Source organism: Halobacteriovorax sp. HLS (genome assembly GCF_004006665.1).
Classification (GTDB): Bacteria; Bdellovibrionota; Bacteriovoracia; order Bacteriovoracales; family Bacteriovoracaceae; genus Halobacteriovorax.
In genome coordinates this window covers 49,767-63,437 of record NZ_QOCL01000012.1, presented here as the reverse complement: position 1 = coordinate 63,437, position 13,671 = coordinate 49,767, and the positions used below count along the sequence as shown (strand labels likewise).

Annotated in this window: 14 protein-coding genes; 10 read left to right on the top strand and 4 right to left on the bottom strand. The window is 36.4% G+C overall.

Annotated elements, in window-relative coordinates; all coding sequences use genetic code 11:
* Positions 1-31: 31 nt before the first annotated feature.
* Entirely contained in the window at positions 32-3,193 is a 3,162-nt protein-coding gene (locus DPQ89_RS12715) for a hypothetical protein (protein ID WP_127717400.1), read from the bottom strand.
* Positions 3,194-3,575: 382 nt separating this feature from the next.
* Here DPQ89_RS12715 and DPQ89_RS12710 point away from each other — a divergent pair, with 382 nt between their 5' ends.
* From DPQ89_RS12710 to DPQ89_RS12680, 7 genes are all read left to right on the top strand, one after another.
* The gene (locus tag DPQ89_RS12710; protein WP_127717399.1) at positions 3,576-4,250 is read left to right on the top strand and encodes a succinate dehydrogenase cytochrome b subunit; all 675 of its coding nucleotides are present in this window, start codon (positions 3,576-3,578) and stop codon (positions 4,248-4,250) included.
* A 1-nt stretch (position 4,251) separates the two neighbouring features.
* On the top strand, positions 4,252-6,183 hold the full coding sequence (locus DPQ89_RS12705) for a fumarate reductase/succinate dehydrogenase flavoprotein subunit (RefSeq protein WP_206611170.1): 1,932 nt from the start codon (positions 4,252-4,254) through the stop codon (positions 6,181-6,183).
* 32 nt (positions 6,184-6,215) lie between these two features.
* Positions 6,216-6,965: a succinate dehydrogenase/fumarate reductase iron-sulfur subunit gene (locus DPQ89_RS12700; protein ID WP_127717520.1), complete on the top strand. Its 750-nt coding sequence runs from the start codon at positions 6,216-6,218 to the stop codon at positions 6,963-6,965.
* A 38-nt stretch (positions 6,966-7,003) separates the two neighbouring features.
* A complete protein-coding gene (locus tag DPQ89_RS12695) occupies positions 7,004-8,098 on the top strand; it encodes a SprT-like domain-containing protein (protein WP_127717398.1) in 1,095 nt (364 codons plus the stop codon).
* 2 nt (positions 8,099-8,100) lie between these two features.
* A complete protein-coding gene (locus DPQ89_RS12690; protein ID WP_127717397.1) occupies positions 8,101-8,541 on the top strand; it encodes a PaaI family thioesterase in 441 nt (146 codons plus the stop codon).
* Positions 8,532-8,909, top strand: coding sequence for a DUF423 domain-containing protein (locus DPQ89_RS12685; protein ID WP_127717396.1), 378 nt, complete (start codon positions 8,532-8,534; stop codon positions 8,907-8,909). Before DPQ89_RS12690 ends, DPQ89_RS12685 begins: the two co-directional genes overlap by 10 nt.
* Before the next feature lie 126 nt (positions 8,910-9,035).
* A complete protein-coding gene (locus tag DPQ89_RS12680; protein WP_127717395.1) occupies positions 9,036-9,410 on the top strand; it encodes a hypothetical protein in 375 nt (124 codons plus the stop codon).
* Here the strand turns inward: DPQ89_RS12680 and DPQ89_RS12675 are convergent.
* On the bottom strand, positions 9,407-10,108 hold the full coding sequence (locus DPQ89_RS12675) for a 7-carboxy-7-deazaguanine synthase QueE (RefSeq protein ID WP_127717394.1): 702 nt from the start codon (positions 10,106-10,108) through the stop codon (positions 9,407-9,409). The genes DPQ89_RS12680 and DPQ89_RS12675 overlap by 4 nt on opposite strands.
* A gap of 143 nt (positions 10,109-10,251) precedes the next feature.
* Here DPQ89_RS12675 and DPQ89_RS12670 point away from each other — a divergent pair, with 143 nt between their 5' ends.
* On the top strand, positions 10,252-10,716 hold the full coding sequence (locus tag DPQ89_RS12670; RefSeq protein WP_164848389.1) for a DUF2452 domain-containing protein: 465 nt from the start codon (positions 10,252-10,254) through the stop codon (positions 10,714-10,716).
* On the opposite strand, the gene DPQ89_RS12665 is transcribed toward DPQ89_RS12670, so the two are convergent.
* Both DPQ89_RS12665 and DPQ89_RS12660 read right to left on the bottom strand, forming a co-directional pair.
* On the bottom strand, positions 10,713-11,132 hold the full coding sequence (locus tag DPQ89_RS12665) for a hypothetical protein (protein ID WP_127717392.1): 420 nt from the start codon (positions 11,130-11,132) through the stop codon (positions 10,713-10,715). The genes DPQ89_RS12670 and DPQ89_RS12665 overlap by 4 nt on opposite strands.
* Positions 11,122-12,507, bottom strand: coding sequence for a hypothetical protein (locus tag DPQ89_RS12660; protein WP_127717391.1), 1,386 nt, complete (start codon positions 12,505-12,507; stop codon positions 11,122-11,124). Before DPQ89_RS12660 ends, DPQ89_RS12665 begins: the two co-directional genes overlap by 11 nt.
* Positions 12,508-12,659: 152 nt before the next feature.
* On the opposite strand from DPQ89_RS12660, the gene DPQ89_RS12655 reads away from it, so the two are divergent.
* A complete protein-coding gene (locus DPQ89_RS12655) occupies positions 12,660-13,196 on the top strand; it encodes a hypothetical protein (RefSeq protein ID WP_127717390.1) in 537 nt (178 codons plus the stop codon).
* Positions 13,189-13,542, top strand: a complete 354-nt coding sequence (locus tag DPQ89_RS12650) for a hypothetical protein (RefSeq protein WP_127717389.1) — start codon at positions 13,189-13,191, stop codon at positions 13,540-13,542. Before DPQ89_RS12655 ends, DPQ89_RS12650 begins: the two co-directional genes overlap by 8 nt.
* Positions 13,543-13,671 lie beyond the last annotated feature (129 nt).

Sequence of the window (13,671 nt, the reverse complement as noted above, 5' to 3'; positions counted from 1 at the left end):
CATAAATTCACGAAAAATTTCTCGAATAGTACTACTCTTCTCTACTAGAGTCTAATATTGTTTTAAATTCATCATAAGAGAACACTTTTCTAGGTTTTCTTTCAATAGGTTTATCTATTTTTGAAGCAGGTGCTCTTTTGACCTTGGCCGGTTCAAGTTTTACCACAGAAATCAGCCCAGTCTGCTCATCTTTTTCAAGTTTTAAAGTATCTAGACCTTCTTCATTAGCCTCTTGTGACTCAAGAACAATTTGAGTTCCATTTTCATAATACTTGGCCAAAACTTCTTGATCATAAGTCTCTAACTCTGCCACCGACTTCACTGACTTTAAGTTTGATGCTGGTGAGTCTATAACTTTGCTAATCTGCTCATTAGTGGCGCTGACGGCCGTCAATAAAGTACCGCTTCCTTCTGAGGCCGAAGTTTGTGAAATAGAGGACTTACTCGCTCCCGAAATTTTAGAGGCCTTAGTTGATATTGATGACTGACTAGGCCCCTGAGAAGCTTGTCTTGGAGCGCTATTACTAGAGGCCACATTTGATCGGGGAAGATCAGTTGATGCTCTTGAAGCAGTAGCTAACTTCTTAGCGTTGGCACTATTAGTTGCTCCCGATTTTGAGGCCACCCTAGTTACTTCGGATGCCTTAGTCGAAGGCTTACTTAACTGATTATTCACTAATTCTTCAATATTGGCCTTCTTAGCAAGCGCCGCTTTTTCTTTACTATCTTCAAGCTTTTTAAGTTCAATTTCCTGCTCAGACTTGGCGAGTTCAAGCTTCATTTTTTCAAGCTCTAATTTCATTTTCTCTATTTCTAAACTTGAGCCTTCACTAGAAGTACTTCCCTTTGATTCTGGTTTAAATGAATTCTCTATAGGGTTATTGACATCAACAACTCTTTGCTTGCTTTCTTCTTTATCATCGTCTTTTTTCTCGTCAGGCTTTTTTCCAAAAGTAGAAGAAAGAGAAGACTTTAAGTTTTCAAACCTCTTTTCTAGACTTGTATCTTTTCCACCGGTGAAAGTATTAAAGAAACTAGGTGCTGTTTCATCTGTTTTAATCAAATTTTCACTTTCAACAATATTATTAGTCTCGACTCTCTCTCTTTTACTACTAACATTTGACTCGGCCTTTTCTTCAGGAGTGATAACAGTCTTTGTTAACTGAGATGAAATAGCAGAATCCTCTTCTACAATGATTGCTTTTGGAGCAACATGTTCACTTTCTAATTTTTCTGTTTCAACAGCAATTAGTTGCGCAGTATTATTAGCGATATCAGCAGACACCTGACTTTTCATGTCAGACAAGCCTTTATTGGCCTCGGCTTTAAATTGCTGGCCTAAGTCTTGTTCTACTTCAGTTTTAGTTACAGCGATTAGAGAATCATCTGCACTAAGAGCATTCTTAGTTGGCCTAGTCTTTGGACCGCGAGAAGGTGTAAGAGAATACACTGATGACGTTGGTCTGAAGCTAGGTTGAAGACGTAAATTATTACTATAATAATCTGGAGAAAAGTTTTCCGCACGAGGATCCCAAAGAGGTTTAAAAAGTGACTTTTCATTACTCTCTTTACCTTTGCTTTGAGCAAAATCATATCCACTTATTCTAGAAACTTTATGCAACAATTCAATTGATACACGTCCACCGCTTGCTGCTAAAATAGAGTCCGACTCAACGCCAATTCCCCAATCAAATGAATGGAGTTTTCCATCCTTTCCATCTAAATATTCGGAGAAGCTATAATCGATAGGGTTAGAAGATTTTTGGAGGGCATAAACTTTTTCATACTTTTTTCCAAACCAGCCCTCCTCTTTTACCATAACTTTTTCACTAATTAATGATGAGTTTTTATTCTGAGCAACACAATATAATTGATCAAATTTAAACTTATCTTCTCCAAAATTATTATCTCTAACACTCTTTGCATACTTACCAAAATCAAATGCGGTAACATTATCTCTCAAGGCCTTACAAGATTTTTTGAAAGTATCTTGTGTTCTTGTACAACTATTTTTCAAGTTAATAATCATTTGCTTTTCAAAAATTTTATTAAGGCTAGCCTTAACATCTGCAATACTTTTAAATTTCTTTGGAGTAAATATAAGAGAAGGATTTATTTTTTTTTCAAAATATGAAATATAATCAGCAACTCTGTTTTCAACATCTTCTCTTACATCAAGACTTCCCTGTTTTCCATTAATGTAGAAGATATCACTTTGAAATAAGTGCAACTTATCTAATGTTTCAATTAGTCCAACCTCTTCATATTTTGTGAATGTTTCCTTCATTACCTTTGCAGGGTAACCAGGATTTAAATATCCTTCATTTTTAACAAAGATCCTCTTCGCAAGGGTATCTATAATCGCATTGAGTTGAACTTCATTAATAGTAGAAAACTTACCATTTCCTACCATTCCACTAAGATCTTTAAGTTTAGAAGTTTTAAAAAACTCTTTATCAATTAGTTCACTTGCTTGTTGAGAGGCCATATGTCCACCAAGAGAAATAAATCTCTCAGCAGAGTTGAAAGAGCTCGATCTCATGTCATTTGGTAAGTTTTGTAACAATTGTGAAGAAGTACAATTTTTACATTCCGACGTATATAAATTGTAACCATTTTCTAGTTGAGTAATTTCCTCTTCACTACAATCCTCTTTGATACTTTCATAAAAGTCTTTCGGATGTGAACAAGCAATTCCTTCTTTCATAGGTTCGAAGTTATCCGTGCGTCCTACAGTAATATCGTACTTTATACTTAGAGATCTATCATTTACCAAGGCCTTCATACTTGTATAGCCTAGGTTTTTTAAATTTTCTTTTTTAATTTTTTCTTGAAAGTCTTCAAGATCCTCTTTCTTTAATTTATTTTCGTAAGTCACTTCTCCAATGCAATTACAAAAGCTCTCATCATCTTCATATTGATCACAGTAGTTATGTAACCCTACTTTCATAAGGCTTGAAATAGTCTCACCAACTGGACCATTTATTTTTCCAGCACAAAATAAATGTGCTTCTCTAGCGACTTGAGCAGACCTTGAAATTTTTTGCTCACTACTCAATTGCTTATTGTCTTTACTAAACTCCCTTAGCTGTGCCTGAGCTTCATCTGATAGCTCTTTAGTGTCTTGATAAAGAGCAAAACTACTAGTGGTGCTAAGAAGAAATAGTAAATATAAGCATTTCAGTTTATTCATAGTCTACCTATTCGGTCGGTTTATAATTTTTCTTTACCTTCTAATAATAACGCAGGACTCCCTATAAACTATTAACAATGGTAATTTATTATAAATATTTAGACTTAGGACACTGTGCACCAGTATTATTCAAGACTTAAAGACTTTCTATTTTCAATGGTCAAAAGTTAAAAGTGCCCATTAATAAAGGCGATTATAATAGGCTCTTTTTTGCCTTATTTTTTGAGGGTGTGAGGAACTTGCAAACTCCCATTAAATCTATTCATTTCTTAGAATTCATCTTATAAAAAAGAGCTTAATTTATCGTAATTACAGGTATATAATTTCGTTACTTTAAAACTGATATATAAAGATAACAACTCATCAAAGGGGAAACCAACTTATGGCTTCATCAATGCTTAAGTATGCGACGTCTTCTGTCGTAAAAAAACAAGTAATGGCGCTTACAGGACTTTTACTATGCGGATTTCTACTCACACATTTGGCCGGAAACTGCTTAATGTATGTAGGTCCAGAAGCATTTAACAGGTATGCGCACGCACTTATTACTAATCCGGCCATTTATCTTGCAGAAGCAATTTTAGCGGCAATCTTTCTAACTCATATTGGCCTAGCTGCTAAGCTAACGATTGAAAATAGAAATGCTAGGCCACAAAAGTACTTCGTTAAGCAAAATACAGGAAGAGGAGCTACATTTGCTTCTTCAACTATGCCATACACTGGTTTAATTATTCTCATTTTTCTTATTAAACATTTAATAGACTTTAAGTTTGGTCCTCTTCACGTAGTTACTTACGGTGGAGTTGAGATGAGAGATATCTACAAGACAGTTGTAGATTACTTCGCAAGCCCTGTTTCTGTTATTTGGTATGTCTTCTGCATGGTTGCTTTAGGCATTCATGTTAGTCACGGGTTTTGGTCTGCATTCCAATCTTTTGGATTTTGGCACCCAAAGTACACTTGCCTACTAAGATGCGTATCTAAAATTTTCGCAGTAATTGTAACTGTTGGTTACTCTGCACTTCCAATCTACTGCTACCTTCAAGGAGGAAACTAAGATGACTGAAATAAAGAAACTAGACGGTAAAGTACCTCAAGGTGACATTCGTGAGATCTGGGACAAACACCGTTTTAATATGAAACTTGTTAACCCTTCAAATAAAAGAAAGTATAGTGTAATCGTTGTTGGAACAGGACTTGCTGGAGCTTCTGCTGCTGCAACTCTAGCCGAACTAGGTTACCAAGTAAGCACTTTCTGTATTCAAGATTCTCCAAGAAGAGCTCACTCAATTGCTGCCCAAGGTGGTGTAAACGCTGCTAAGAACTATCCAAATGATGGAGACTCAGTATGGAGACTTTTCTACGACACTGTTAAAGGTGGAGATTATAGAGCGCGTGAAGCTAACGTATACAGACTAGCTCAAGTTTCAAACAATATTATTGATCAGTGTGCTGCTCAAGGTGTTCCTTTTGCTAGAGAATACGGCGGAACACTTTCAAATAGATCATTTGGTGGAGCACAGGTCTCTAGAACATTCTATGCCAGAGGACAAACGGGTCAACAGCTTCTACTTGGTGCTTACTCAGCAATGCAAAAAGAAGTTGGAAAAGGAACGATCAAATCTTACACAAGAAGAGAGATGGTTGAGCTTGTAGTTGTTAACGGAAAGGCCAGAGGAATTATTACTAGAAATGTTATCACAGGTGAATATGAAAAATTCTCTGCTGATGCGGTTCTTCTATGTACTGGTGGATATGGAAATACTTACTTTCTATCTTCAAACGCTATGGCTTCTAATGGGTCAGCGGCTTGGAAAGCATATAAAAAAGGTGCAATGTTTGCGAACCCTTGTTACACGCAAATTCACCCTACTTGTATTCCTCAGCACGGAGACTTTCAATCTAAACTAACTCTTATGTCAGAGTCTCTTAGAAATGATGGTCGAGTTTGGGTACCTAAGAAACCAAATGATAAAAGAAAAGCAAAAGATATTCCTGAAGATGAAAGAGATTACTACTTAGAAGAAAAATATCCTTCTTTTGGTAACCTAGTTCCTAGAGATGTTGCAGCAAGAAATGCTAAACAACAGACTGACCTTGGTAAAGGTGTTGGTTCAACAGGAGTTGCAGTATTCCTTGATTTTGCTGATGCGATTAAGAGACAAGGTAAAGAAACAATTAAGGCCCGTTACGGTAACCTATTTGATATGTATCAAAGAATTACTGATGAAGATCCATATGAAGTGCCTATGAGAATCTTCCCAGCAGTTCACTACACAATGGGTGGTCTATGGGTAGATTACAATCTTATGACTACTGTTCCTGGTTGTTTCGCGCTAGGAGAAGCTAACTTCTCTGATCACGGTGCTAACAGACTAGGGGCCTCTGCCCTTATGCAAGGCTTAGCTGATGGTTACTTTGTTATCCCTTACACTCTAGGTCACTACTTAGCAGGAGAAGGTCTTATCAATGAAAAAGTTGAAGATACTGCTCCAGAGTTTGATGAAGCAATGAAAATTTCTAAAGAGAGATTTGATAAACTTCTTAATATTAATGGAACTAAGTCTGTTGATTCATTCCACAGAGAGCTTGGTGCAATCATGTGGGATAATGTAGGAATGGCCAGAACTGAAGAAGGTCTAAAAACTGCAATCACAAAGATCCAGGCCCTAAGAGCTGAGTTCTGGAAAGACGTTAAAGTTACAGGTACTGCAGATGGAGTAAATATTGAGCTTGAAAAAGCTAATAGAGTCGCCGACTTCCTAGAGTTAGGTGAACTAATGGCCAGAGATGCACTCGAGAGAAATGAATCTTGTGGAGGTCACTTCAGAGATGAGTATCAAACAGAAGAAAACGAAGCAAGAAGAGTTGACGACAAATTCTGTCACGTAGCTGCTTGGGAGTACACTGGAGATAATCAAGTACCTGTTAGAAATATTGAAGAGCTGACATTTGAAAATGTTGCTTTAACTCAAAGATCTTATAAATAAGTTAGGGGTAAATAATGAGTTCAGAAAACTTAATGACATTAAATTTAAAAATTTGGCGTCAATCAAATACAAAGTCATCAGGAACAATGGTGGATTATACTATTGAAGGAATTTCTCCTGACGCCTCTTTCTTAGAGATGCTTGACTTACTAAATGAAAAACTTATCTCTCAAGGTGATGATCCTGTTGCATATGATCATGACTGTAGAGAGGGTATTTGTGGAATGTGTTCACTAATGATTAATGGTCAAGCACACGGTCCAGAAGCTGAGACGACAACTTGTCAGCTTCACATGAGAAAGTACAAAGATGGAGACACAATCGTAATTGAGCCTTTTAGAGCAAGAGCTTTTCCTGTTCTAAAAGACCTTATGGTAGATCGTCAGGCATTTGATGACATTATCGCAGCAGGTGGTTTTGTAAGCGTAAATACAGGAAACGCACAAGATGCAAATGCTATCTTAGTTCCACAAGAAAATGCAGAGCTTGCAATGGACGCAGCTTCTTGTGTTGGATGTGGTGCCTGTGTAGCTTCATGTAAGAATGCTTCTGCAATGCTGTTCGTTTCTGCTAAAGTTTCTCAATTATCACTTCTTCCACAAGGAAAGCTTGAAGCTGATGAAAGAGTGAAAAATATGGTAGCGAAGATGGATGAGCTTGGTTTCGGAAACTGCACTAACGAAGCAGAGTGTGAAGCTTCTTGTCCTAAAGGTATCTCAATCAGTAATATTGCCAGAATGAACAGAGACTTTCTTTCTGCTGCAGTGAAATCTAAAGACTAGTTTTATTGGTCCTCTCTTTAGAGAGGACCTTCTTTATCATGCAAATCTACTCAGACTCAATTCATAAATTTCTTCTCATCTGTAAAAGTCGAGTTAAGAAAATTCTAAAAGATGAAATGAGACTTACTTTTTCAAGATCAAGACTAAAGTGGAAAAATTATAATGTTCCTCTGAACTTTGTTGTTTTCGAACACGACAATCAACTGGGATACTTTAACGAAAAGCTATACCAAGTTGGTCTCAATAAGAGATTACTCCTTATAAATGACCCGAAGCTTATCGATGATGTTCTTAGACACGAACTCGCTCACCTAATCACATTTCTTATTTATGGAAGGTCTGTTGATGACCATGGAAAGGAGTATCGTGAAGTTTGTAAGAGCTTTAATTGGAGTGAAGAAGTCTACTCAGCTAAAATCGTGTTGGAGAAGAAACTCCCACAATTTGAAAATGTAGTTGATCAAAATATAAAACTTAAAGAGAAAATAAACAAGCTCTTTAATCTAGCACAATCTGAAAATGAGAATGAATCTCAAGCTGCCACTGCGATGGCCAATAAGCTCTTATTGAAGTTCAACCTTTCTCATAAAGATCTAGAACATGCCTTTGAAGAGGAAACATTTCTACTAAAAATAATGAGTGGCCCTAGAGTTAATTCCAAAGTCAAGGCCATCTATGAAATTCTCACAACATTCAACGTACAGCCCGTATTCAATCACGCAAAAGGCTACTTCTATCTTGAAGTTATTGGAACAAGGGCCAGTGTTGAACTTGCAGATTATATTTGCTCATACTTAGATAAAGAGTTAGAGCGACTATGGTTACTCACAAAGAGTAAAAATCCATCTCTAAAAGGGCAAACCGCTAAGAACTCCTACTTTCGTGGACTAGCATCAGGCTATAAAGAAAGTATTGTAAAAACTCAGGCGGAGTCTTTCACTAAAAAAGAACTTATCTCCCTTCAAAAAGACCTGGAAACGAAAGTTAAGCAGGTCTATGGAAAACTCTCCTACTCTAGCTCGTCTAGAGTTAAGGAGAATGGACTTTCTAAAGCTCTTGGAAAGAAAGATGGAAAGAACTTAAAAATTAAAAAGGCCCTTAGTAATATTAATCCTATCAAGCTTTTAAGGTAGTTATGACTCCACAAGAACTAGACACTATTTTTAGAAAAATTTCTACATTTGATAAGACTCTGGGTCTAGAATACACGATGACAGGCCCAGCTGAAGTGACCTACACTCTGACTGTGGATGAGCGACATCTAAGTAGTCCACAAACATGTCACGGTGCTGTTATTGCAGGTATGATGGATAGTGTTTTAGGTTTGACAGTGTTGAGCTACTCAGTGACTCTTGATAAACTCTGTTCAACAGTAGAGTTTAAAACTAACTTCATAGCCCCTGCCCTTATTGGAGATAAACTTATAGGGACAGCAAAATTGGATTATGTAGGAAACTCTTTAGTTGTCTGTAATGGTGAAATTATTGCAGAAAATGACAAGAGGGTAATAGCTAAGGCAATGGGAACCTTTAATCTCTATCCACTATCAAAAAAGGATTTACACAAATGGAGCTAACTTCATCAAAGAAAGTATTTATTGGCGCATTTATTCTTGCTCTGGCCGTATCTCTTGGCGCCATGGGGGCCCATGCTCTTGAAAAGTCTCTTAGTATAAAACAATTAGCGACTTTTAAAACTGGAGTTAATTATCACTTCATCCATGGCCTTGGGATTGTATTTCTCGCACTTCTTGAAAAGAGCTTTTCTATCAAGCTTACGAGAGAATTCTTCTTCTTCCTTAGTGGAATTATACTATTTAGCTGTTGCTGCTACCTCTACGCAGTTACAGGTATTAAGACCTTTGCAATGGTAGTCCCAGTCGGAGGAGTGGCATTTATTGTTGGCTGGCTACTACTAGCTTTCAAATTTAGAAAATCACTCTAAATTTGAACTCTGAAAATCAATAACTTAGAGGTTTTGTAATAAATCTTACTAAAGATATCTTGTCCATATCCGATATTTAGGTGTGTGAGATATAATATGCTCTCACGACAAAATTGAGAGGACAAAGTGACTTCAAAGAAACAAATTGAAAAATACATTACCACATGTACGACTACATTTAAGATGTTTGATCACGAAGTAATTATCTCAAAGAATAAAGCAAACCTCTGGCACTTTACTGCCAAAAGAGAGGATAAGAAGTATCTCGTATACTGTGCGCCTCAACTCTCAAAAGTAAAGTCCATTATTAAAATCGCATTAAAGAAAGTTCCGCAAGGATCTAGACTAGTTGTTATATGCAATACATATACTTCTGAAGAAGAGCAAAATGCTAATGATTTAGATTACGCTCTACTAGATATTCACACTCTTCAAAAATATGGTACGGAAATGCTAGAGGCAAAATCTGTAAGTACAGATACCCCTACTTTAGCTGCTTAAACTTGTTTTTCATCTGGCCCAAAAAGCCACTTATGTTGCTGACCAATGACTCTAAAAAGAGCACCGTTTTCTTCATTCCACTTAATCACATTTCTAAATCTCTCTAATGGAAATTCTTCATTAAGATTATAAGATGGTGTTAAACACCAAACGAAGTTTAACGATTCATTGGTAGAAAGGACGATATTATATGCATCTAGAGTTGCTTGAAAATCTTCACTACTTTCAATAACGGCCTTTACTTGAAATTTGCCTGAATATAGCTCATTTAGTTTCGAAATATGAGATGCCCTAGTCTTCACACCGGTTGATGGTGTTTTATAGTCAAAGCTGATGAAGTCTAATTCATCAAAAATCTCTGTCACAATTCTTGTTCCAGCTGCCTCGATATTTACATAGTAATCACGAGACTTTAGTTCTTTAACTAATTCTAAAACATTAGGAACATGCGTAGGGTGTAGTGGATCACCACCTGTAATAGAGACACGCTTAAATCTCTTACCACCTGCATCTTCAATTGCACTTAGAACCTGATCTTTTGTAAGTTCTTGTCCAGTAAACTCCCAGGTATCTTTAGAATCGCAATTTAAGCACCCAATTGAGCAGCCTTGAAAGCGCACGAAAACTTGAGGTGTTCCAATATGGATCCCCTCACCCTCTGTTGCGCTATAAATGGAGTTCATTAAATACTTACTCAAAATTCCTAACCTTTTATGGATTTGGCCCTTTATATCACGAAATGAGAGCTCTCATGGCCAAACAATGTAGTCTTTACATAGAAAATCCTCGACTTTCAAGCTTTTGGCCTCCAAATTGTGACAAATCGTTATATATTAGTCTTATGAGCGATAAGAAAGACCGCCTAGGGCAAGAAATTGATATAAGAAATGTTGATAGAGAGAGGTTAAAGCTCAACTCTGCAGACCTTCCAGGTCTGGTTGAATTTGCCACTTCAGCAAGTAGTGCTCTTATTCGTCCTGAAGACGAAGGAAAGATTAAGAGCAGGGCCTTAAGGGCCATGCACCAACAAACGGCCAATCAAATGGACCAACTCATGGAACAAATGAGGCCACTTATCGAACAAGCAGCTAAATTAAAAAAGAGAGTTGAAATCAGTGAGAAGATCTATACCGCCAAAATGAGTGTTGATCCAATAATTGGTAAAACTTATTATCTCTATTTGCAAAAGGACGACACCTATATCCTTTCAATTATCTCACCCAGTGAGTGGGGACAAACAAGTCCATACAAGGAGTTTGAGGCCATGGTGGTGCTTAACGCTGACCATACTTGGGATGTGATTTAATAGACAATAAAGTCTTTCCAAATTGTCATTAAAACATTGATTGAAACAAAACTAGACTTTCCAAAAAAGCATCTTGAGTCCTGCTTCCACTCATCAGAATTAACTTGATATTGAATAATCTGTGGAGAACCTTTCAACTCCCGACATAATTTAAAACCAGGCGAACCTACGCTTTTAGCATACTTACTTAAATTAGCAGGTCTTTTATAAGGGTCTTTTAAAAAGTTACAAGATAAACCCTGACAGTCTTTCGAGTAGATAAACTCTCCATACTTATCTGAGTCAGTACAGAAAGTAAGCTTTTCTATTTTTTCTTTTTGATTATTGATAAACTTGATCTTCCCTGCTGAGCAAGTCTCTTTTGCTTGAGAAGATGAAATGAGAATAGCTACGATAAGTCCGAATTTAATCTGCATAAGTAATCCCGTGCATGGTTTTTATTAGATACTCCTCTGGCATCCAGTGATTACCATTATTGCTATCTGTTCTTTCATCATAATTTGAGCCTCTAGTATTACCCCAACTATTTCTAATTAAGTAATCACAAGAACCAGAAGCCTCATTAAAGCGTCTTGCAACAATGACTGATGCATGCCTACTATTACTTGGCGTATCTAATAGATTACGAAGTGTTCCAGCTTTGTAATGTAGCCCTAGGATGTCTCCATCTTCAAGTTTCTTATCTATTGTCTTAATCATAGTACTATTAAAAGTAAATTCACCATCAGCTTCAAAAGAGAGTTTAACTGCAGGCTTAACTCTAGGTTCACAGCTTTTTTTCACTAATTTATCAATGAAATCATTACTACTACGAGATGATTTTACAATTTTATAAATATCTTGAACTGATACATTTGGAAAAATAGCTCCTGCCTCGTGAGATATTTTATTGCAAGCAAGATCACCTTTAAATTGATTTTGGGCCTGAGTTAAATCACTACCATATAGAGACCTAATTCCTCTTGAAGTTCTCTTCGTAGTGCGATTCTTATATGTTTCATAAAGACGCTCAACACTTTCATAAGCACTTAGAAGATTAAAGTTTGTAGAATACTGGTAGTCGTCACTTGGTAGACTTTTTTCTAAACAAAGCCCCCTACTTAGTGCGCTATTGGCCGCCGAAGCTGTAAAGCCCCCTTCCATATCTGATTCTTTGGACCCAAAGAACTCACTTAGACTCCCATCATTATATGCGTTAGCAACGTCAGTTGCTGAAATCTTTTTTCCTAATTTATGACTCATTAAATCTGCCGCAGCAAAAGCATAGCACCAACCAATTGAGTCCTGATTTCTCGGTATATCAACTTTCTTACCATTTACAATTTTAATAAGAGGCTCTTTTCGATTATCAATATTAGTGCAACTCTTCTTTTTCTTTAGAGAGTTAGACTTTCCCACTCTTGCAAGGGAATTGAATTGAGTCTTAGTCATAGGGTTAGAAATATTCAATATCTTTGAAACTCTTTCTAGCTCTTCAAACTCCCATGTGGGAGCTCTATAGTCACTAACTCTCTTGGCCTCACTGATCATAGTTTCAAGGTGATTTTTTAAACCATCTTTTTTTATCTCATCGAAGTAACTTACTAAGTCTACATTCTTGGGTAATTTTTTACAGGAGTAACTCACAGTTTGATAAAGAGAATCAACATCTGCAGAAACATCTCTATGCCCTGAATTATCTTCAATCTCTTCTAGCTTCTGTTCAATGTACTTCTTGTTAACTGAGCAAGAACCAACCCAACTGGCGTGGGAAGCTGTGGATAAAATAAATATAAGAATAAGTTTTTTCAAATAATCTCCCTAGAATTTATTGTAGCCTTAAAGTTAAAATAGAAGCTATAAAGAAAAATTAACCCTTTCTAACAATCTGTAATTACGTAGGATAAGGCATTGAAACTTAAAATGGTGTGACTATAATTACTTGCATATGCTATTTTTAAGTTATGTATGTAGATCAAGAATTCGAAAAAATTATTTTAAAGCTTAAAAATGAACAGCGACCTTTAATAAAGTACTCTCCCGAAGAGTTTGCAAAGATCAACGATCATTGGACTTCTCTTTTAGAGAAGCGCTCTTATTCAGAACTTTATAAAGTTTTTTGTATTTTAGATAATACTCAAAACTACAGTGACTTATTTTCTGAAAATATTTATAAAACTTTCCTAGAAGTGAATGAGCCTCAGACTATTATCTATAATTTAAGTGCTGCTTCAAAACATATCATTTCGTATAATCATAAACTGGGACAGCGAGTTCCATTTGATTTAATCACCAAGTTAAAAGAGCTACTCACTCATAAAGATCCAGAGGTTTTAGAGTGGACGTTAAGAACAATTGAACAACTCGGTAGCCAAGCAATTTTTTTAAAAGATGATATAATAAATGCAAGGCCTGGAATGCTTGCAATATTTGATAAGCATAAGAAGGCATCAAAACAAATTATAGAAATGCTAGAAAAGAGATGGAGTCCACGTGAGTAATAGATTTGATCCTCAAAAATCATATGAAAAACTTATGCGAGCTACGAATGCTGCCAACCAAAAACACTTTATTGATGATCACGAGGAAGTTAAAGTTCAGATAAGGCCGGATAAGAATGTAAGCCCAGGAAAATTTCTTTCTGATCCTATTATTCCAGGTGGCTTTAAGGCCCATCCTGTCACCATAAGAGCAATGCGAAAAGATATTTTCGTAGGCTCTACTGAACTATTTAGCGATCTTGAAACTCTTATTCAATGCGATAGTTGCAAGAGCGAAATAGACCTTCAATTCTGGCATTTCTGCCCTTATTGCGAAGCAGAATTTAGAACAGACTGCGTCAAGTAACTATAACCGTGTAAACATGTCAACAATTGTAAGATTAATAAGTTTTACGAGTGCTCCTAGTCATAAGTACATTAGCTTCTAAATAAACGTAGATTAGCAGATGTAAGAAATTAAAATATTTGAATTCTT

Bases quoted from the DNA above. Each gene is read 5' to 3' on its own strand.
- DPQ89_RS12715 (WP_127717400.1), bottom strand. From the start codon at position 3,193: ATGAATAAACTGAAATGCTTATATTTACTATTTCTTCTTAGCACCACT.
- DPQ89_RS12710 (WP_127717399.1), top strand. From the start codon at position 3,576: ATGGCTTCATCAATGCTTAAGTATGCGACGTCTTCTGTCGTAAAAAAA.
- DPQ89_RS12705 (WP_206611170.1), top strand. From the start codon at position 4,252: ATGACTGAAATAAAGAAACTAGACGGTAAAGTACCTCAAGGTGACATT.
- DPQ89_RS12700 (WP_127717520.1), top strand. From the start codon at position 6,216: ATGACATTAAATTTAAAAATTTGGCGTCAATCAAATACAAAGTCATCA.
- DPQ89_RS12695 (WP_127717398.1), top strand. From the start codon at position 7,004: ATGCAAATCTACTCAGACTCAATTCATAAATTTCTTCTCATCTGTAAA.
- DPQ89_RS12690 (WP_127717397.1), top strand. From the start codon at position 8,101: ATGACTCCACAAGAACTAGACACTATTTTTAGAAAAATTTCTACATTT.
- DPQ89_RS12685 (WP_127717396.1), top strand. From the start codon at position 8,532: ATGGAGCTAACTTCATCAAAGAAAGTATTTATTGGCGCATTTATTCTT.
- DPQ89_RS12670 (WP_164848389.1), top strand. From the start codon at position 10,252: ATGAGCGATAAGAAAGACCGCCTAGGGCAAGAAATTGATATAAGAAAT.
- DPQ89_RS12665 (WP_127717392.1), bottom strand. From the start codon at position 11,132: ATGCAGATTAAATTCGGACTTATCGTAGCTATTCTCATTTCATCTTCT.
- DPQ89_RS12655 (WP_127717390.1), top strand. From the start codon at position 12,660: ATGTATGTAGATCAAGAATTCGAAAAAATTATTTTAAAGCTTAAAAAT.